Origin of the sequence: Micromonospora sp. AKA38 (assembly GCF_027925725.1) — a bacterium.
GTDB lineage: Bacteria > Actinomycetota > Actinomycetes > Mycobacteriales > Micromonosporaceae > Micromonospora.
In genome coordinates this window covers 72,431-92,918 of record NZ_BNEI01000010.1, presented here as the reverse complement: position 1 = coordinate 92,918, position 20,488 = coordinate 72,431, and the positions used below count along the sequence as shown (strand labels likewise).

The window sequence follows — 20,488 nt, the reverse complement described above, 5'->3', positions numbered from 1 at the left end:
TCCACCGGACCGGGGCGCACAGTCGTCTGTGCCGCCCGCACGAGCGGTGTTAAGCGGGGGCCCCTGCTATGCGGAATGCGTTAAGCGGGGGCCCCTCCTTACTCCTGGGGAACCGGGCGGGGCGGATCGGCGTCTGATCCGTATGCGCCGATCGATCGCCCTGCTCGGGCTGCCGCTGCTGGTCCTCTCCGGATGCGCCGCGCCCGGCGTCGGGTCGGGCGCGCCGCCGCCCGCCGACCCGGACCAGCGCCCCGCGTTCACCAAACGGGCCGACGAGGTGGCCGCGCGGTGGCAGCCCGATCCGCGGTGGCGCGACGGATACGTCCCGCTCCAGGACGCCACCGTGCTCGCCGGCGATCCGGCCTTCACCGAGGAGACCAAGGTGGCGTTCGCCGCCGGCTGGTACCGGGACCAGATCGCGATGCCGACCCGCGTTCCGCCGCAGGGCTCGATCCGCTTCCCCGACGGTGTGCTGCGGGTGCCGCTGGTCAGCGCCGCGGACGCGTACGCCCAACTGGACCGGGGCGATCCGCCGTCCTGCGACGGTCGCCCCCGTGGACCGGAGCCGGCCGCCTCGACCGCCGCGCCGGGCCCGGACGACCCGGTGTCGACAAGCGCGCCCACCCCGTGCATCCCGCTCACCGTCACCTCGGTGCGGCTGGGCAGCGCGCCGGTGTGGACCAGCCGGGGCCGGGCCGACGTGCCGGCCTGGCTGTTCACCGTGGCGGAACTGGCCGCGCCGGTGGCCCGGCTGGCGGTCGCGCCGCGCGCGGTCGGCACGGTGCCCGGCGGCGCGGCGGACACCGGCCCGCTGCCGGCCGGCCTGGTCGCCGCGCAGGAACTGCGGACGGTGGCGGCCGACCGGCTCGACTACCTGGTCGGCGTCGGCGCCTGCGACGGCGCGCCGACCCCGCTGGTGCGGGAAGGACCGGACGTGGTGGTGGTCGGCGCCGCCGTGGTCACCGCCACCGGCCCCTGCACCATGCAACTCGCGATGAAGCCGGTCAGCGTCACGCTCGCCGCCCCGCTGGGCGACCGCACGGTCCTGGACGTCGGCAGCGGCGCGCCGCTGATCGTCCGCACCGGCGGGTGAGGGTCACAGGATCCGGGGTACCTCGGTGCTGATCGGCACCGGCAGCACCGTGGGCCGGTCCGCGTTCAGCGCCCGGGCCAGCGCCGGGCCGAGCGCGTCCGGCGACGTCACCACCTCGGCCGCGCAGCCGTAGCCGCGGGCCACCGCCGTGAGATCCAGTCCGGGCAGGTCCAGCGCCGGTACGCCCGGGGTGTGCTTCAGCTCGGCGAACGCCTTCAGGATCGCGTACTGCTGGTTCACCGGGACCACGATGGGCAGCGCCAGGCCCAGCCGCGCCGCGGTCCACAACGCCTGCACAGAGTAGTGGATTGAGCCGTCACCGATCACCGCGACCACCGGTCGGCCCCGCCCGGTGTCCCGCTCGGCCAGCGCCAGGCCCACCGCTGCCGGCAGCCCGAACCCCAGTCCGCCGCTGGCCATGGTGAAGTACGAGCGCGGCCGGTCGATCCGCAGCCGGCGGCGCAGTGCGGCCAGGTTGGACGGTGACTCCTGCACCAGCACCCCGTCCGCCGGCCAGGCGGCGGCCAGCGCCGCGAAGAGCGCGTCCGCGCTGGGCGGCTCGGCCGGCTCGGGCGGGGCGGGCGGATCCCGGGGCGGCGGCGCGGGCCGCTCGGTCGGCGGGAGCAGCTCCCGCAGCGCGGCCAGCACCAGCTTGGCGTCGCCGAGCAGGCTCTCCCCGACCGGGGCCCGGCCCGCCTCGTCCGGGTCGTCGGTGACGTGCAGCAGCCGGGCGTCGCCGGGCAGGTAGTCGCCCGGCACGTGCGGGTAGTAGCGGAACACCGGGGCGCCCACCACCAGCACCACGTCGTGGCCGCGCAGCGCCGCCGACAGCGGCCCGATCGCGTACGGCAGCACGCCCCGGAACTGCGGGTGATCCTCGGGGAAGACGGCCCGTTCCGGTGCCGGGGCGGCCCAGACCGGGGTGGCCAGCCGTTCGGCCAGCGCGACCGCCTCCGGCCAGCCGTCGGCCCGGTCCACGGCCGCGCCCAGCACCAGCACCGGGGCGCGGGCGGTGGCCAGCGTGGTGGCGAAGTCGCGCAGCCGATCCGGGTCCGGCCCGATCCGGGTGGCCACGGTACGCACCGGCGGTGGCGGGTCGGCGGGCCGGTCCCAGTCGTCCATCGGCAGGGACAGGAAGACCGGCCCGGTGGGCGGCTGCGCCGCCGTGGCGTACGCCCGCATGAACGCCGCCGGGACGTCCTGCGCGCGGGCCGGCTCGTGCGCCCACTTGACGTACGGCTGGGCCAGCTCGACCGCCCGGGGGCTGGCCAGGCGCGGCTCGATCAGCAGCATCTCGCGGGTCTGCTGGCCGGCGCTGACGATCAGCGGGGTCCGGTTGTGCCAGGCGGTGACCAGGTTGCCCATGCCGTTGCCGGTGCCCGGCGCGGTGTGCAGGTTGACGTGCGCGGGCCGCCCGGTGCCCTGCGCGTAGCCGTCGGCCATGGCCACCGCGGACGCCTCCTGGAGCGCGTGCACGTAGTGGAAGTCGGCCGGGAAGCCGGCGAGGAACGGCTCCTCGGTGGAGCCGGGGTTGCCGAAGACGGTGGTCAACCCGAGCGCGCGCAGCAGGTCGTGGGTCGCCTCGCGCACCGTCGCCATCGCCGGCTGCCTCCGTCCCTGGCCGAGAGCGTCGGAGACGGCCCGGTGCACAGCCCCGACCCACCGAATCTAGCGGGCCGGGCGCGGCTTTTCGGGCGCTTCGCCCCGGCTCAGGGCAGCGGGAACGGCAGCGTGATGTCGTCCAGCGTGCTCCCGCAGGGGCAGTCCCGCGTGGTGGGCAGCGCGGCGACCGCGTCCAGCAGCAGCTCGCGCAGCCGGTCGGTGTTCTCCGCGAAGACCCGGAACACCTCCTCCTGGGTGACCGACTCGCCCGCCTCGACGCCCGCGTCCAGGTCGGTGACAAGCGCGATGGACGTGTAGCAGAGCGCCAACTCGCGGGCCAGCACCGCCTCCGGGTGCCCGGTCATGTTGACCACCGCGCCGCCCATCGAGGTGAACCAGCGAGACTCCGCACGGGAGGAGAAACGCGGGCCCTCGACCACCACCACCGTCCCGCCGTCCACCGCCGGCACGTCCCGCCGGGCCGCCGCGTCCAGCAGCGTCCGTCGCCCGGCCGGGCAGTACGGATCGGCGAACGAGACGTGCACCGCCCCCTGGTCGTAGTAGGTCTGCGCCCGCCCGCTGGTGCGGTCGATGAGCTGGTCCGGCACCACGAACGTGCCCGGACCCAGCTCCGGCCGGAGCCCGCCGACCGCACAGGGCGCCAGCACCTGGCGTACGCCGAGGGAGCGCAACGCCCACAGGTTGGCCCGGTAGGGGATCAGGTGCGGGGGGTGCCGGTGGTCCCGACCGTGTCGCGGCAGGAACGCCACCCGCCGGCCGCCCACCTCGGCGACCGTGATCGGGTCCGACGGCGCCCCGTACGGGGTGTCCACCACGTGCTCCACGCCGTCGAGCAGGGCGTAGAGACCCGACCCGCCGATCACCGCCAGTTCCGCCTGCGCCGCCATCCGGTCCTCCCTCGATCCGTCGCGATCACCCGACGGTCAGACCTTAGCCAGCGGGCGGGACGCAAGCTATGGTGCGTGACATGGCGTTGACAGCGTGGACGGTCGACGACGGAGGGCCCGCGCGGGCGCACGGCTGACGGGTGTCGGACATGCAGGGTGAGGGGCAGGCGATCGGTGGCCGAGCCATGGAGTCGATGACCGGACGGCTGCTGGTCGCGACACCCGTGCTCAAGGACCCGAACTTCGACCGTACGGTCGTGCTGCTGGTCGCCCACGAGCCCGGCGGTGCGCTCGGCGTGGTGCTGAACCGGGCCACCGAGGTCCCGGTGGCCGATGTGCTCGGTGACTGGAGCGACCTGGCCCGCGAGCCGGCGGTGCTCTTCGAGGGCGGCCCGGTGCAGCCCGACTCGGCCATCTGCCTGGCCCGGATGCGCCACCCCGTCCAGCCGGTCAAGGGCTTCCATCGGGTCTCCGGCGCGGTCGGCACCATCGACCTCTCGGTCGACCCGGAGAAGCTGCGCGACGCGGTCGGCGGCATCCGGGTCTTCGCCGGCTACTCCGGCTGGGGCGCCGGTCAGTTGGAGCGGGAGATCGAGGAGGGGTCCTGGTTCGTGCTTGACGCGCTGCCCGGTGACGCCTTCGTCGACCGGCCGGACGATCTCTGGCCGATGGTGCTGCGCCGGCAGGGCGGCATGATGGCGGCGGTGGCCCACTTCCCGCCGGACGTGGCGCTCAACTGACCGCCCGGGGGGACCCCGCGAGATGACCATGGCGGGCGGCGTGTGTATAGTTCTTCCCGTGCCCGGGCGACCGGGGACGACCGCAAGGGGCCGTGGCGCAGCTGGTAGCGCACCACACTGGCAGTGTGGGGGTCAGGGGTTCGAGTCCCCTCGGCTCCACCCGAGCGAAAAACCCTGGTGAGGGATCGATCCCTCACCAGGGTTTTTGTCATGTCACTCCGGGCTGCGTCGCGGGGGCGAGCAGCGCCGGCGGTATGTCCTGTTGGTGACCGGTGTTCCGGTTCGCCGAGACTGGGCAACTGTCACGACGGCAGGCGGCGGGCCCGGCCGGTTGGTCGCCGGCCGGGCCCTCCGATCAGGACTGGAGTGTCCGGCGACGCCTGGCGAGGAAGAACATGATCCCGCCGGAGGCGATCAGGACAGTTCCCACCCCGGCCAGGGCCGGGACCGTGTCGCCACCGGTCACCGGCAGCATTCCGCCGTGCTTGCCGGGACCGCCCGGCCGGCCGGGAGAGCCGGGGCTGCCGGCTGGGCCCGAAGGTCCGGGTGGGCCCGAAGGGCCGGGTGCGCCGGGGCTGCCCGGAGCGCCGGGGCTACCGGGTGCGCCAGGGCTGCCGGGGGCACCAGGGCTGCCGGGTGCGCCGGGGCTGCCGGGTGCGCCGGGGCTGCCCGGTACGCCGGGTGCGCCGGGGCTGCCGGGCGGGCCCGAGGGGCCCGGAGGGCCGGACGGTCCGGGGGGGCCGGTCGGTCCGGGCGGACCGGTCGGTCCGGCGCACACCGGGGCGGTGATGACGTTGGTGTCGAGCGTGACGGCCGCGGTTCGGGCCAGCGCGCGGCCCTGAAGGTTCGCGCCCGTGGCCATCGTGATCGACGCTTGGGCCATGATGGTGCCCAGGAACGTGGTGCCCGTACCGAGCGTCGCCGAACTGCCGATCTTCCAGAACACGTTGCAGGCCGAAGCGCCGTTGATCAGGACGACGCTGCTGTTCGACGCCGTCGTCAGCGCGGAGTCGACCTGGAAGATGAACACCGCCTGGGGGTCGCCCTGCCCGTTGAGCGTCAGGGTCCCGGTCAACTGCGCCGCCCCGATCCGGTAGACGCCGGGGTTGAGGGTGTTGCCGCCGAGTTCGGCGGGCAGGATGGTGAACGGGGTCCGGCCGGCGGCGTCGTTGAAGGCCGTGGTCAGGTCGCTCTGGGCCTGAAGGGCGACCGCGTCGCCGAGGTGGACCTCACCGCCGATGGTCGCCGTCCCGAAGCCCGATGCGGTGTTCCCCGGAAATCTACCGAGGCTCTGCGCCAGGAAGCTCGGGCCGGTGTTGGTGGGCTCGGCGCCGGCCAGGACGGAGAAGTTGCCGGCCGTGCCGAGGTTGACCGGGGCATCCGCCGCGCTGGCCGCCGTCGAGTTGAAGATCAGCATGGCGACGGCCACGGCGGTACCCGCGGATGCGGCGAGTACTGACGGCCTTGCCCGCCTCAGACGATGAATGGTGGGAACTTTCACAGAACACCCTCCGTGGGTACTACTCGCAGGGGTGTCACGTGACCCACCCTGCTAACAGGTGACACAAGTAGCACAAAAGCGTGCAGTAGCTACCAAATCACCCAGCAGTGGTGTTCGTAGCGTAAAACGAATAAATTGGCTATAGTGAGCCGCGCTCGTGTGAGGGGGCGGAGTCGTCCGCTGCCCGCCGATCCGGCCGGGTTGCGGCCAGCGTCCACGGACGTACGTCGTCGTCACCCCGCACCAGCGTCGGCGCGGCGGCCCGTCAGGTCGGGTGTGGCGGCTCGTTCGCCCTGAGCGCCGCCTTCGAACGCCGGACGGCGTGAGCCCTCGCCAACGCACCCGTCGATAGGTGGACCCGTGGACCCGTACCCCGGGAATCGGCATGATATCCACGTCTGTCGAAGGAAGGGGCCGGGATGACGGAGAGCGGGCAGCGCGGATGCTGCGGGGTCGATCGGCGTACGGTGCTGCGTGTCGCCACGCTCGGTGCGGGCGCGCTGGCGGTGGGCGGGGTGATGCCGCCCGGTGCCGCGTCCGCCGCGCCGGTCATCTACAACCCGTTCAGCGCCTACCCGATCACCGACACTTGGGAGGGGCACCTCAGCCGGGGCTCACGCGGCGGCATCGACTTCGGGATGGGGGTGGGGACGCCGCTGCCTGCCTGCGGCGCCGGCACCGTCCAGAACATCCCCTACAACGGTGACGGCGGGCACACCGTCACGATCCACCACGGTGACGGCTACCGCAGCCAGTACCTGCACCTGTCGCAGTTCCTGCTCGCCGACGGCGCCGGCGTGGGCGCGGGCACCATCGTGGGCCGCTCCGGCGGCGCGCAGGGCGCGCCCGGGTCGGGCAGCTCGACCGGCCCGCACCTGCACTGGCACATGATCGACCCGGCGGGGACGTACATCAGTCCGCTCGAATACATCGCCCGGAATCCCGCCGCCCAGCCGCGTCAGGTGTTCGAGGCGGCCAGCAACGCCGGGTGGCGGGCGCTGCCGGTCTCCGGCAGCGGCGGCGCGGTGACGGGCTCCGCGGTGGCGTCGATCGGATCGGGCGGCACGAAGATCATTTACTCGCTGAACGGTGGACGGGTCTTCGAGGCGGCCAGCAACGCGGGGTGGCGGAACCTGTGGACCGGGATCTCCGGCGCGCAGGGCACCGCGTTGGCGGCGTTGAGCCTCGGTGGAGAGAAGCTGATCTACAGCGTGGTGGGCGGATACGTGCACGAGGCGAGCAGCTACAACGGCTGGCGCAACCTCAACAGCGGCATCGGCGGCGTCGCGTCCTCCTCGATCTCGGTGATCGCGCTGGCCGGCGTGAAGTACGTCTACAGCATCGTCGGCGGCTACGTGCACGAGGCGCACAGCGCCAACGGCTGGCGCAACCTCAACACGGGTATCGCGGCGTCGGCGGTGGCGGCGATCACGCTCGGCGACACGAAGATCATTTACTCGCTGAACGGCGGGCGGGTCTTCGAGGCGGCCAGCAACGCGGGGTGGCGGAACCTGTGGACCGGGATCTCCGGCGCGCAGGGCACCGCGTTGGCGGCGTTGAGCCTCGGCGGCGAGAAGCTGATCTACAGCGTCGTCGGTGGTTACGTGCACGAGGCGAGCAGCTACAACGGCTGGCGCAACCTGAACAGCGGCGTCCGTGGTGACACGGCGGCCGTGCTGGCGTTCGGCGGCGTCAAGCACATCTACGCCGCCTGACCCGCCGGGTGGACGGTCGGGCCGCCGGCAGGGGCGGCCCGACCGGTGGCGTCAGCGGGGACGCCGGGTCTTCGGCAGGTCGAACTGGTCCGCCCGGCGGCAGTCCTTCGGGCCGCCGACCGCGCCCGGGCCGACCCGGTCGAGGGCTTGGCGGGCCCGGTGCCGGCCCAGGTTCCAGGCGTACCAGGGGTCGGGCTGGTCGAGGTCGTCGGCGATCCAGCTCAGCGTGCAGCGGCGTACCGGGTCGGGGAGCCGGGTGAGGGCGGGCGTGGCGTCGGCGGACAGCGCGCGCAGGTACCAGGCGTCGATCTTGCCGGTCTGCTCGTACCGGAGGGTGTTGCGCCGGGCCGCGTAGTCCTCCGGGTTGAGCACCGCGAGGCCGAGCAGCATCGCCACCGCCAGCGCCACGGTGGTGCCGGGGATCCACCTGCCCTGCCACCGCACGCCGGCCGCCAGGATCATCAGGAAGACCGCGCCGAGCAGCAGCTCGAACGCCATCACGAAGATCCGCTCGCCGGTGAAGCTGTAGACCTTCTGGTAGGTCCACATCCGGGACAGCGCCGACACCACGATGACCACGCTCAGTGCGCTGAGCAGGCCGAGCAGGACGCGCAGCAGGTTGCGTTCGACCGGCCGCTCCCGGCCGGCCCAGCGGCTCACCCCGCCGAGCACCGCCACGGTCAGCAGCGTGACGAAGAGCAACTGCCAGAAGCCGCTGCGGGCGTACTCCGCGTAGCTGAGCCCGGCGACCTTCTGCACGTGCCGTTCGCCGCCGAAGAGCACGGTGAACTGCACCACCACGAAGCCGGCGAAGAGCAGCGTCAGCGCCGCGATGGCCGGCGCCCACTCCAGCAGGCCGAGCCGCCGCCCGCCCGACTGGTCCACGGTGGACAGGTCCGGCGGGGCGGCCAGCGTGTAGACGGCGGCGACCGCGATCAGCCCGCCCACCGCGGCCAGGAACAGCCCGCGGAACACCGTGCCGAGGTCGACCTCGGGCACGACCGTGGCGAGCGCCTCGGAGAACGCCGCGTCGGCCGAGGCGAGCAGGCTGCCGAAGACCACCAGCACCACCACGGTGGCGACCACCGAGACGGTGACCTTGCGGACCGTCGCCGCCCCGGGCGAGGCGGTGACGTGGCCGCGGACCCAGGGCAGCCCCCGGAACGCCGCGAACGGCGTGGCGACCAGACCGAACAGGATCGAGCGGACCAGCCGGCCGCCGACGATCGCCAACGTGGCGCAGCCCAGCGCGCCGAGCACGCAGAACGTCACCAGCCACCAGGCGTTGCGGAACGCCGGCACGGCGAGCAGGGCCAGGGCCGCCGCCGCCCAGCCGGCCCGGATCAGCCGGTCGGCGCGGGACAGTTCGGCGGTGCGGGTCCGGACCGCGAACAGCACCCCGAGCGTGAGCGTGAGCCAGCCGAGGAACCAGCCGATGCCGACCCGGCTCAGCGGTACGAATATCGCACTGCCGAGCGCGCCGGCGAGCACCGCGAACGGCGCCGCCCGACCGGTGGCCGGTTTCGGGCCGGGCCAGCGCGCACCCAGGAACGAGGTGCGGGGCGTCCGCGGCCGGGGCGCCCATCCCGGTGCCGGCGGGTAGCTGGTCCACGGTCGTGGGTCCTGGTGCCCCCGCCCGGGCACCAACGGTGCCGCTCCACCGTGGACCGGAGGAAAGACATGCCCTACGGTCGCCGTCGGGGCGCCATGAGGGCCGGCCGTACCGTCCGGGGCCGCCGGCAAGCCCGGAGCGGACGGCGTGGCGACCGGCGCGGCGGTGCCCACCGGGGCGGGCGCGCCGGCGACCGGAGCCGGGGCCGGCCCCGCGGTGGTCGACGTCGACGAGGTGACCGGGGCGGCATCCGGCGGCGCTGCGACCGGCTCGTCGCCGACCGGTCGGCCGACGGAGCCGGCCGCAGCCGCGCCGCTGTCGTCCCGGTGCGACCCGACCGGCGGCGCGGCGCCCGGTCGCGTCGGACCGTCCGTCGGCGGCATGGCGTCCGGGGGCCCGGCCGGGGCGGTGGTGGTCGGGGTCTCGACGGCCGGCGGCGCGGCCTGGGCGGGCACGCCGGTCGGCGTCGGCTGGCCGGCGGCCGGGACCAGCGGCACGAACAGCGCGTAGCCCTGGGTGCCGGGCGGCACGACGACCGGTATCGCCCACGCCGGTTGGCCCTCCCCGCCGGGCCACGGCACCGGGGGCGGCGCGCCCCCCGCCGTGGGCAGCACCAGCAGGTACGGCTGTGCGGTGGGCGGCAGGTCGCCCGTCGGAGAGCCGTCCGTGGGGGCGGGACGGGGCGGCTCGGAATGCTGTGCCGGCTCGGGCAAGACGCGCTCCTCGATCACAGGGTGTCGTCACTGTAGGGCCCGCCCCGACCGCTCCGCCGCCCCGGTTGTCCGTTCGGCCAGCCGAGCCTGACCGGTCGTGGCACCGGTGCGGATCGAACCTTTGCCGCTTCCGGCCCGTACCAGTGCGCGGGAGGTCGATCACATGGGCACACGTCGCGCGCTCGTCGCGTTCGCCGTCATCGGCACGACGCTGCTGCTCACCGCCGTGCCGGCGAGCGCCCACGGCGCGCCGACCAGCCCGCTGAGCCGCGCGGCGGCGTGCGGTCCGGAGGGTGGGCGGGCGGAGACACCGGCCTGCCGGGCCGCGATCGCGGCCGGCGCGGCGGTACGGGAGTGGGACAACATCCGGGTGGCCCGGATCGACGGGCGGGACCGGGAGCGCATTCCGGACGGCGAGCTGTGCAGCGGCGGGCTCTCCGCGTACCGCGGGCTGGACCTGCCCCGGACCGACTGGCCGGCCACCACGCTCACCGCCGGCGCCCGGCACACCTTCCGCTACCGCACCACGATCCCGCACCGGGGCACGTTCCGGTTCTACGTCACCACCGCCTCGTACGCCCCGGACGCGCGGCTGACCTGGGCCGACGTGGAGCGCAAGCCGTTCCTGTCGGTGACCGACCCGCCAATCCGCGACGGCGCGTACGAAATGCCGGGACGACTGCCGGCCGGGCGCACGGGCCGGCACCTCATCTACGTGATCTGGCAGAACTCGAACACCCAGGACACCTACTACTCCTGCTCCGACGTGATCTTCCGTGCGGCCTCGCGCGCCACCCGGCCGGCCGCACCGGCGGCGAGCGCGGCGGTGCCGCGTACCCGCTCGGAGTCGGCGACCGCGGACGCGCCGGGAGTGCCGGTCGCGGCGGTGACCGGGACCGGCCCGTTCTCCCGGCCGCTGGTCGTCGGGGCGGCGGCGGTGGCGGTCGCCGCGCTGCTCGCGGCCGTGCTCGGCCGGCGGATGCGGCGGGCCGGCGGCCCACCGCCCGGGCGCCCGTGCGGGGTCCGTAACCATCGCGCCGGGCGGCGCCGGATCTGGTGAGGCGACGGCCCCGGCGCGGCCCGGGTCGTCGCGCGCGCCGGTGACCGGCCGCGCAGTCACCCGACCGGTCGCTTCCGCGTTGCCCCGGTGTCGGACCCGCCAGGGCAACGCAGAGGAGTGTCGATGTTCCTACGTCTCGCAGTGGTACTCACGGTGCTGGCCGCCGCCGTTCCGGTCGGCCCGTCCGCGTCGGCGGCGCCACCCGTCGCCGCCGACGACTTCTCGCTGACCGTCGCGCCCGTCGCCGTCACGGCGGTGGCCGGACATCCGGCCCGGGCGACCGTCGACACGGCCACCACCAGCGGGGCGCCGCAGCCGGTGGCGCTGCGGGTGACGAACCTGCCCGCGGGCGTCTTCGCCGCCGTCACGCCGGCCACGGTGACGAGCGGGGCCTCGGCCACGGTGTCCGTCCAGACCTCCGTCTCCGCCCGCGCCGGCACCTTCACGCTCGTCGTCGAGGGCGTCGGCGCGACGCTGCGGCGCCAGGCGGCGCTGCGGCTGGTGGTGCGGACGCCGACCGCCGTCCGGGCCGCCTTCTACTACCCGTGGTTCCCGGAGGCGTGGCGTCAGGGCGGGCTGGACCCGTACACCAACTACCGGCCGAGCCGGGGAAGCTACACGGTGGACGCGACGGTGGTCCGGGAGCAGGTGGCGGACATGCGGTACGGCGGCATCACGGTCGGGCTGGCCTCCTGGTTCGGCCAGGGCACCACCACCGACCGGCACTGGCCGGCGCTCTTCCAGGGGGCCCGGGACACCGGGTTCGCCTGGGCGCCCTACTACGAGCCGGAGGGGAGGGGCCGGCCCACCCCCGACCAGATCGCCGCCGACCTGCACTACCTGCGCAGCACGTACGGCGGGGACCGCTCGGCGCTGGCCGTGCTGCCCGGTCGGGGCATGGTGGTCTTCGTCTACAACGCCCTCGACCTGACCATGGCCGAGGGTTGCGGGACCGTCGACCGCTGGGTCCGCGCCCGGTCGTTGCTCCAGCGGCTCTGGGGCGAGTCCATCTATCTCAACCTGAAGGTGTTCTCCGGCTACCGCCACTGCGCCAACAGCGTCACCGTGGACGGCTGGCACCAGTACGCCCCGGCCCACGCCGAGTCCGACTTCAGCGGGGTGCCGGGCGGCGCGTACTCCGTCTCGCCGGGTTTCTGGAAGGCCGGGCTGCCGTACGGGCGCTCGCCGTTCCTGGCCCGGAGCCTGGACCGGTGGCGGGCCGGGGTGGCCCGGATGACCGCCTCCGGGGCGTTCTGGCAGCTCGTCACCACCTACAACGAGTGGGGCGAGGGCACGGCGATCGAGAGTTCCGTGGGGTGCCGGGGCGTCGCGCCGGCGGGCGCGCTCTGCGACTGGAGCGGTGGTGGCCGGTCCGAGTTCGTCACCGTGCTGCACGACCACCCGCCGGTCGTGACGTCCGGCTGACGTCGGCGCGCGGCGTCGACCACGTGCCGCCGCCGCGCGACCGTCGCGTTCCGCTGTCCAAATAACGCATTGCCGCCCCGATCCGGGGCGTCTCCATTCACAACTGCGCCATTGTTGCGACGCGGCGCGTCGCGGCGGTGGCGCAGTTTTTTCGTGGTGCCCGACGCGCGTCGCGCGGCAACGTGAAAGCCCTACCTTTGCCGCCCCTGAGCTGGCAATGTGCCTCGTCTATCTATGAACCACTGCGGTCCGGTTCGTTTATTGCACGTGTCGTGGTGCTGACGTTTCAGGAACTGGAAGTCCTCTGTTAACCCTCCGTACTCTTTGCGTATCCGAGCCGCCACCCCGTGCTGCGGGTTCGTCCCTTACTGGGCTCCGGGAAATCGATTCATTTCTCCGGCGGACGGTTCTGCATCCAGTGCCCGTCATCAACGTGGCTCACGCCGCTCGTGCCGACCATGGGGGTTGACATGAACAGAGTCGGATCCGGAGTTCGCGACCGGCGAACCGAACCGGAGGCGCAGCTCCAGGCGCTGCACGAGGCGGACGAGGGCCGCCCGCCCCGACTGACCGTCATCGTGCCCACCCGGAACGAGGCGGAGAACGTCCCGATCCTGCTGGCGCGGCTCGGCCCGCTGCTGGCGCCGCTCGACGCCGAACTCCTCGTGGTCGACGACAGCGACGACGGCACGCCGGGGGTGCTCGCCCGGGTGGCCGCGGCGGCGTCGATCGACGTACGGCTGCTGCACCGGCCGCCGCACGCCCGCGCCGGCGGACTGGGCGGCGCGGTCCTGCTCGGCACCGCGCACGCCCGCGGCGAGTGGGTGCTGGTGATGGACGCCGACCTCCAGCACCCGCCGGCCGCGGCGGCGACGCTCGCGCGGATCGCCATGCGCCACGACGTCGACGTCGTCATCGGCACCCGGTACGCCGGCAACGGCTCCCCGGGCGGGCTCGACGGGGCCCTCCGGACGGCGACCTCGTCCTGGGCGACCCGACTGGTGAAGGGCATGTTCCCGCGTCGGCTGGCGACGGTGAGCGACCCGATGAGCGGGCTGTTCGCCTTCCGCCGGGCCGCGGTACGCCTGGACAGGATGAACCCGATCGGCTTCAAGGTGCTGCTGGAGTTGCTGGTGCGCCATCCCGGCGCCCGGGTCGCCGAGGTGGCGTACGACATGGCGCCTCGGCACGGCGGCCGGTCGAAGGCGTCCCTGCGGGAGGGCGTGACGTTCCTGCGACACCTGGCCCGGCTGCGGGGCCGCCGCCTCGTCGGGCAGATCCGGCGGAGCCCGCGTACCCACGTCGAGCGGCTGCGTGAACTGGGCCGGATGATCGCGTTCGGCATGGTCGGGCTCTCCGGCATGGTGGTGAACACCGCCGTGCTCTGGTTCTGCTACGAACCCGCCCGGATGCACCACCTGATCGGTGCGGCGCTGGCCACCCAGGTCTCCACCTCGTGGAACTTCCTGCTGATCGACAGCCTGATCTACCGGCGGAACCGGCACGGCTCGTTCGCCGCCCGGGCGGCCCGGTTCTTCCTGCTCAACAACGCGTTGCTGCTGTTGCGGCTGCCCGTGCTCCAGGCTCTGGTGTGGGCGGGGGTCGGCATCCTGGTGGCCAACGCGGTCACCCTGGTGGCGCTCTTCCTGGTCCGGTTCCTGGTCAACGACCGGGTCATCTACACCGCCGTCGACAAGGCCCGACGCGACCCGGTGCGGTTGCTCGTCGCCGGCGCCTCCGAGGCGCCCAGCACCCCGTCGCGCCGGCGCTACCAGTACCTCAAGTACCGCTACGACGTCGCCGGCGTGGTGACCATCGGCTCGCAGATCATGCTGCCGGAGCTGGAGTTCTTCCGGGCCCAGTGGGTGCCCGACTCCGAGGTGGACATCGCGGTGCGGGTCAGCGACATCGGCGGTCGTGGGCCGCAGCGCCGCGCGGCCATGACCCAGTACGCCGACCAGTCCGTGCTGCGCTACGAGGAGCAGCTCGGCCGGTGGGGCGCGAACTTCCGCATCCAGCTCGGACCGCCGATCGAGATCCAGGTCGGCCCGCTGCTGGCCCACTCGCCGCACGTGGTCTACACCAACATCATCGAGGCGCTGCTCCGGTTCGTCATGGTGGCCCGGGGCCACATGCTGCTGCACTCCGCGTGCGTCACGCTCGACGGGGTCGGGGTGATGCTCTCGGCGCTCACCGACACCGGCAAGACCGCCACCGTGCTGCGGCTGCTCCGCGACCACGGCGGTCTCTTCCTCTCCGACGACATGACGATCGTCCGGCCGGACGGGGTGGCGACCTGCTTCCCCAAGCCGCTCACCATCAGCGCGCACACGCTCCGTGCGGTGCAGGCGCAGGACCTGACGCCCGCCGAGTGGCGGCGGCTGCAACTCCAGAGCCGCCTGCACTCCAAGGGTGGCCGGTCCCTGGCGCTGACGCTCAGCCGCTTCAACCTGCCGATCATGGGGATCAACGCGGTCACCCAGCTGCTGATCCCGCCGCCGAAGTACAGCGTCGACCGGCTGGTGCCGTGCCGGATCGGCACCACCACCCGGGTGGAGGAGCTGTTCGTCATCGAGCGCGGCAAACCCGACATCACCGAGCTGGGCGCCGCCGACACGCTCGACCGCATGATCGACAACACCGACGACGCGTACGGGTTCCCGCCGTTCCGGTACCTCGCGCCGTCCATCACGATCGACGGCCAGGGGTACGTCCAGCTCCGGGCACGGGAGCGGGACATCCTCGCCGGTTTCCTGTCCCACGTCCGCAGCCGGGTCGTCGTCTCGGACACCTTCGGCTGGGCCGACGACATCCCCCGGCTGCTGCGGGAGGAACGCGCCGGCCGGGGCGCCCCGGTGGTGCCCGCCCAGCCGTGGCCGAGTTGGAGCGGTGACCTGACGGTGGCGGGAGGGCCGGCGTGAGCGTGAGCCATCCGGCCACCACCGACACGCTGCCCGAGCAGCGGCGGGGCGAGGCGCAGCGACCGGTGAGGTCCGCGCCGCCGTCCTGGCTGCCGGCGCTGCGGCGGCCACGGTGGAAGGTGGCCGGTGGACTGACCGGGGTCGCCGTGCTGGCGCTGTTCGTCCGGACGTGGCAGATCGACGCGTTCGGCTTCAACAGCGACGAGGCGGTGTACGCCGGGCAGGCCGCCTCGCTCGCCGGCAACCCCCGCTACACCGAGTACTTCCCCGTCTTCCGGGCCCACCCGATGCTCGTCCAGGCGCTTCTCTCGCCGTTCTTCCGGGCCGGCGAGGTGGACGTGGCCGGCCGGCTGGTCGTGGTGGCGCTCGGCGTGCTGACCGTGCTCGCGGTGTACCCGCTGGGCGCGCGGCTCTACACCCGGCGGGTCGGGCTCATCGCCGCGCTGTTGCTGGCCGTGATGCCGTACCACGTGGTGGTGACCCGGCAGGTGCTGCTGGACGGGCCGATGGTGCTGCTGGCCACGCTCACGCTGTACTGCATGGTCCGGTTCGTCCAACGGCAGGACGCGCTCTGGTACGTGGCCACCGCCGCCATGCTCGGCGTCACGATGCTGGCCAAGGAGACCAGCATCGTGCTGGCCGGCAGCGTCTACGCGTTCCTGGCGCTCACCCCGGGCGTACGCCGGCCGGTGCGGGCCACGCTGCTGGCGCTGCCGGTGCTGGCGCTGGTCTTCGCCACCCATCCGATCTCCCAGGCGTTGGCCGGCCGCACCGAGACCGGGCGCAACTACCTCGTCTGGCAGTTGTTCCGGCGCCCCAACCACCCGATGTCGTTCTACCTGGAGAACGTGCCCTCGTCGATCGGGCTGCTGGTGCTGCTCGCCGCGTTCGGGGGCCTGTGGTGGGCCCGCCGGCAGCGGAGCTGGCGGGAGACGCTGCTGCTGTCCTGGATCGCCGTGCCGGTGGTCTTCTTCCAGCTCTGGCCGGTCAAGGGTTTCCAGTACCTGCTGCCGGTCGTCGTGCCGGTGGCGGTGCTCGCCGCGCGGGCGTTGGTCGTCCTGCCGGTGCCGGCCCGGGTCGCCGCCGTCCCCCGGCGGGTGATGCCCCGGGCCCGCGTCCACCTGGTGGTCCGGCTGGTGGCCGTCGCCACGGTCGCGCTGAGCCTCCTCGGACCGTGTTGGCGGGCGGTGAGCCAGCAGGGTGGGGCGCACTTCCTGGCCGGCTCCGGCGGCGTGCCGGGCGGCCGGGAGGCCGGGAGGTGGTTGACCGACCACACGCCGGACGGGTCGGTGATCCTCACCCTCGGCCCGTCCATGTCGAACATCATCCGCTACTACGGCCAGCGGCAGAGCTACGGGCTGTCGGTCAGCCCGAACCCGTTGCACCGCAACCCGTCCTACGTGGCGCTCAACAACCCGGACGGGTGGCTGCGCAACAACAACCTGCACTACATCGTCTGGGACTCGTTCTCCGCGCGTCGCTCGACGTTCTTCGCCGACCGGCTGGCGACCCTCGTCCGGCGCTACCACGGCCGGATCGTGCACACCGAGTACGTCGGCGGCGCCGACGCCTCCGGCCGCGCCGTTCCCGTCCCCGTGATCATCATCTATGAGGTGCGTCCATGACCCGTCGGAACGATTCCGTGCTCCGGCGCCGCGCCGGGCGGCTGTCGGCCGTCGCCGTGCTGCTGGCCCTGGCCGTGGTGACGGCGACGCCGGCCGCCGCGTCGGGCGCCCCGGCGACGCCGACCTCACCGACCACGCCGATCGAGAACCTGGTCTTCCTGATGCAGGAGAACCACACGTTCGACAACTACTTCGGCACCCGGCCCGGGGTGGACGGCATCCCTAAGGGCGTCTGCATGCCGATGCGGGCGGACCTGCCGGAACCCTGCGTCAAGCCGTTCCACATCGGCAAGCTGGGCGCGATCGACCTCGACCACTCCGCCGACGCGTTCGCCCAGCAGTACAACGGCGGCCGGATGAACGGCTTCGTGGAGGGGGTGAGCAAGGCGGGCAAGGACGGCCGGATGGCGATGGCCTACTACGACGACCGCGACCTGCCGTACTACTGGAACCTGGCCGACGAGTACGTGCTCTTCGACCGCTTCTTCAGCTCGTCGCACTCCGGCAGCATCCGCAACCACATGTACCGGGTCACCGGTGGCCCGGGCGCGGCCGGCAAGGCGGAGACCATCCCGGCGACCGGCTGGGGGAACATCCCGACCATCTTCGACCGGCTGGAGGCGGCCGGGATCAGTTGGAAGTTCTACGTGCAGAACTACGACCCGACCATCACCTTCCGGTCCCGGGTCGAGGAGGAGGACATCGACCGGGGCGCGCAGGTCATCTGGGTGCCGCTGCTGGGGTACGCCCGCTACGTCGACGACCCACGCCTGTTCTCCAAGATCGTGGATCTCGACGAGTACTACGCGGACGCGGCCAGGGGCGACCTGCCGGCGGTCTCCTTCATCGCGCCGGCCGGCAACAGCGAGCACCCGCCGGGCAACATCGGCGCCGGCCAGAACCTGGTCCGGGCGCTGCTGACGCAGCTCATGCGGTCCCCCGAGTGGTCCTCCTCGGCCTTCATCTGGTCGTACGACGACTGGGGCGGCTGGTACGACCACGTCAAACCGCCGAGGGTCGACCAGTACGGCTACGGGTTCCGGGTGCCGGCGCTGCTGGTCAGCCCGTACGCCCGGCGCGGACGGGTCGACTCCACCACGCTCGACTTCACCTCGGTGCTCAAGTTCATCGAGATCAACTGGCGGCTGAGACCGCTCGCCAGCCGGGACGCCAAGGCGAACACGTTCCTCGACGCGTTCGACTTCGACGCGCCGCCCCGTCCCGGCGTCCTGCTCAGCGCCGAACGCACCAGTGTCGCGTTGAAGCGGCCCGACCCCCGGCCGGTCTACGGCTCGTACGCCACCGCGCTGCTGCTGGTCGGCGCGTTGGTCGGCGCCGCGGCCGTCCGGGGTCGGCGGCGGTCGCGGTGAGCGCCGCCCGCCGGCTGCTGCCGCCGCTGCTCCTGGTGCTCCTGGTCGTCCTGCTCACCCCGGTCGCCGCCACCGCGGCACCCCGCTCCGCGCTGCCCGGCACGCTGCACCTGCAGATGGTGCCGCCGATCCGGGGCGTGCCGGTCGCGGTGGACGGCAACACCGGCCGCTCGGACGCCAAGGGCCGGGTGAACATCCGGGTGAAGAACTTCCTCGGGCTCGACAACCGGCTCACGGTCGGGTCGGCGACGGTCGGCGCCGACCGGAAGGCGGTGCTCGACCGCATCCGGGGCAGCGTGGACCACGGCGTCCGGGACCGGATCGTCGAGGTGGGCCTGCGCACGATCCGGCGGGTGAGCTGGCGCTACACCGACCGGTTCGGGTCACCGGTGCCGGCCCGGCGGGCGACCGCGATGCGGCTGCGCAGCAACACCGGCGAGATCATCGAGCTGACCGGCGACCAGTTGACGAGGCCGCTCTGGGTCGCCGAGAGCCGCACCCAGCAGGGGCCCCGGGGGCTCGTCTCGAAACGTCTCTACTACGTGGTGGACGCCGTGGTGGTGGACGGCACCTCGGTGGTCAACCGGGCCGGCCAGAAGTTCGTGCCCTGGGACCGGCAGGCCTGGGTGGTGCAGCTGCTCTTCTTCAAGGTGTCGTTCACCGCCTCGGACATGCTCTTCCCCCGGCGGGCCGGCAGCGGGATCCAGCTCACCCGGGCCGACGGGCGGGTGCAGCGGCTGGGGTTCGGCCCGGACGGCACCGTGCTGGTCCCCGACCTGCCCCGGGGCACCTACACCCTGACCGTCCGCGGCGGCGGCCTCTCCTTCGGCCGACCGGTGACCATCAGCCGGGACCAGGAGGTGACGCTCACCGTGATCAGCATCGTCGACCTGACCCTGGTGGCGGTGGGCGTGCTCGGGGTGGCCGTCGGGTTGGTCCTGCTGGGCCGCCCGCACCTGCGCCGCCCGTTCCGGGCGCTCCGCCGCGCCGCGCGACGGTCCGGCCGGCGTCGCTGGCGGCCACGCGCCGCCGCCGGCCTGGTGCTGGTGCTGGTGGCGGTCGCCGCGGCGAGCCTGCCGGCGGGCCGGGCCCAGGCCGCGTGCGCCCGATCCGGGCCCGCGGCGACCCCGACCTCGTCGCCGGTTCCGGTGCTGGCCTACTACTACATCTGGTTCAACCCCAGCTCGTGGAACCGGGCGAAGACCGACTATCCGGTGCTCGGCCGCTACTCCAGCGACGACCAGGAGATCATGCGGCGGCACGTCCGGATGGCCAAGGCCGCCGGGGTCACCGGCTTCCTGGTCTCCTGGAAACACACCGAGCAGCTCGACGAACGACTCGCCGCGCTGGTCGAGGTCGCCCACGCGGAGAGCTTCCGGCTCGGCATCGTCTACCAGGGCATCGACTTCAGTCGTAAGCCGTTGCCGCTGGCCACGGTCCGGACCGACCTGGCCCTCTTCGCCGAACGCTACGCCGCCGACCCGGTCTTCGGGATCTTCGACCAGCCGGTGGTGATCTGGAACGGCAGCGACAGGTACTCCGCCACCGAGGTCGCGGACACCGTCCGCCAGGCCCAGGAGAAGCTCCAGGTTCTCGGCACCGCCAAGAGCGTCTCGGTGGTGAACAGCCAGTCGACCCTGGACGGGCAGGCGTACTACTGGTCGTCCGCCGACCCGCTCGTCGACAAGAGCCGGGACAAGCTCACCGCGATGTCCCGGGCCGTCCATCTCCGGGGCGGGCTGTGGATCGCCCCGGTCTCGCCCGGCTTCGACGCTCGCCAGATCGGCGGGAGAAGGGAGGTGCCCCGCCGGGACGGCGAGACCCTGCGCGCGTCCTTCGCCGCCGCCCGGCTCTCCCAGCCCGACGCCCTCGGCGTCATCAGCTGGAACGAGTTCACCGAGAACACCTACGTGGAACCGAGCGAACAGTGGGGCAGCAGGTACCTGGAGGTCCTGGCCGACCTGCTCGGCGTCGCCCCGCACCCGGACGCGCAACTGGACAGCAGCGCCGAGGGCGACAACTGGGGCCTGCCCGCCTGGGCCGCGCTGATCCTGGCGGTCGGCGCGGTGGTCCTGGTGCCGCTCTGGCTGTACCGCCGTCGACGGCGTGCGCGAGCCGCCGCCACACCGTCGACCCCATCCGGCGCCACGCGGTCCGAGGAGGCGCCGCTCCACCACTGACCGGGCGACCCGATGTCGCGGCC

13 protein-coding genes and 1 tRNA gene are annotated in these 20,488 nt (G+C 73.4%); 10 read left to right on the top strand and 4 right to left on the bottom strand.

Annotation, left to right across the window (positions count from 1 at the left end; translation table 11 throughout):
* Positions 1-142 precede the first annotated feature (142 nt).
* Positions 143-1,093: a hypothetical protein gene (locus TPA0908_RS30875; RefSeq protein WP_281943957.1), complete on the top strand. Its 951-nt coding sequence runs from the start codon at positions 143-145 to the stop codon at positions 1,091-1,093.
* 3 nt (positions 1,094-1,096) lie between these two features.
* Here TPA0908_RS30875 and mdlC read toward each other — a convergent pair whose 3' ends face one another.
* Together mdlC and TPA0908_RS30865 are read right to left on the bottom strand one after the other, a co-directional pair.
* Positions 1,097-2,692 carry a benzoylformate decarboxylase gene (mdlC, locus tag TPA0908_RS30870; protein WP_281943956.1) on the bottom strand — a complete coding sequence of 532 codons (1,596 nt, stop codon included), beginning with the start codon at positions 2,690-2,692 and terminating at the stop codon, positions 1,097-1,099.
* A gap of 110 nt (positions 2,693-2,802) precedes the next feature.
* A complete protein-coding gene (locus tag TPA0908_RS30865; protein ID WP_281943955.1) occupies positions 2,803-3,603 on the bottom strand; it encodes an S-methyl-5'-thioadenosine phosphorylase in 801 nt (266 codons plus the stop codon).
* 149 nt (positions 3,604-3,752) lie between these two features.
* On the opposite strand from TPA0908_RS30865, the gene TPA0908_RS30860 reads away from it, so the two are divergent.
* Together TPA0908_RS30860 and TPA0908_RS30855 are read left to right on the top strand one after the other, a co-directional pair.
* On the top strand, positions 3,753-4,343 hold the full coding sequence (locus tag TPA0908_RS30860) for a YqgE/AlgH family protein (RefSeq protein ID WP_107157788.1): 591 nt from the start codon (positions 3,753-3,755) through the stop codon (positions 4,341-4,343).
* Between the two features lie 86 nt (positions 4,344-4,429).
* Positions 4,430-4,502, top strand: a tRNA-Ala gene (locus TPA0908_RS30855).
* 196 nt (positions 4,503-4,698) lie between these two features.
* Here the strand turns inward: TPA0908_RS30855 and TPA0908_RS30850 are convergent.
* Positions 4,699-5,772, bottom strand: coding sequence for an ice-binding family protein (locus TPA0908_RS30850; RefSeq protein WP_281943953.1), 1,074 nt, complete (start codon positions 5,770-5,772; stop codon positions 4,699-4,701).
* A 491-nt stretch (positions 5,773-6,263) separates the two neighbouring features.
* On the opposite strand from TPA0908_RS30850, the gene TPA0908_RS30845 reads away from it, so the two are divergent.
* Positions 6,264-7,559 carry a M23 family metallopeptidase gene (locus TPA0908_RS30845; RefSeq protein ID WP_281943951.1) on the top strand — a complete coding sequence of 432 codons (1,296 nt, stop codon included), beginning with the start codon at positions 6,264-6,266 and terminating at the stop codon, positions 7,557-7,559.
* A gap of 51 nt (positions 7,560-7,610) precedes the next feature.
* Here TPA0908_RS30845 and TPA0908_RS30840 read toward each other — a convergent pair whose 3' ends face one another.
* Positions 7,611-9,884: a DUF4153 domain-containing protein gene (locus tag TPA0908_RS30840; RefSeq protein ID WP_281943949.1), complete on the bottom strand. Its 2,274-nt coding sequence runs from the start codon at positions 9,882-9,884 to the stop codon at positions 7,611-7,613.
* 163 nt (positions 9,885-10,047) lie between these two features.
* Here TPA0908_RS30840 and TPA0908_RS30835 point away from each other — a divergent pair, with 163 nt between their 5' ends.
* From TPA0908_RS30835 to TPA0908_RS30810, 6 genes are all read left to right on the top strand, one after another.
* Complete coding sequence (locus TPA0908_RS30835) at positions 10,048-10,944, top strand: lytic polysaccharide monooxygenase auxiliary activity family 9 protein (RefSeq protein ID WP_281943947.1); 897 nt, start codon at positions 10,048-10,050, stop codon at positions 10,942-10,944.
* 123 nt (positions 10,945-11,067) lie between these two features.
* Positions 11,068-12,369, top strand: a complete 1,302-nt coding sequence (locus TPA0908_RS30830; protein ID WP_281943946.1) for a glycoside hydrolase family 71/99 protein — start codon at positions 11,068-11,070, stop codon at positions 12,367-12,369.
* Between the two features lie 470 nt (positions 12,370-12,839).
* Entirely contained in the window at positions 12,840-15,290 is a 2,451-nt protein-coding gene (locus tag TPA0908_RS30825) for a glycosyltransferase (RefSeq protein WP_281943944.1), read from the top strand.
* A complete protein-coding gene (locus TPA0908_RS30820; RefSeq protein WP_281943942.1) occupies positions 15,287-16,915 on the top strand; it encodes a glycosyltransferase family 39 protein in 1,629 nt (542 codons plus the stop codon). The genes TPA0908_RS30825 and TPA0908_RS30820 overlap by 4 nt, the downstream gene beginning before the upstream one ends.
* Entirely contained in the window at positions 16,912-18,285 is a 1,374-nt protein-coding gene (locus TPA0908_RS30815; RefSeq protein WP_281943940.1) for an alkaline phosphatase family protein, read from the top strand. The genes TPA0908_RS30820 and TPA0908_RS30815 overlap by 4 nt, the downstream gene beginning before the upstream one ends.
* Positions 18,282-20,465 (top strand): glycoside hydrolase family 71/99 protein, encoded by a 2,184-nt coding sequence (locus tag TPA0908_RS30810; protein WP_281943938.1) that lies wholly within the window; start codon positions 18,282-18,284, stop codon positions 20,463-20,465. The genes TPA0908_RS30815 and TPA0908_RS30810 overlap by 4 nt, the downstream gene beginning before the upstream one ends.
* Positions 20,466-20,488 lie beyond the last annotated feature (23 nt).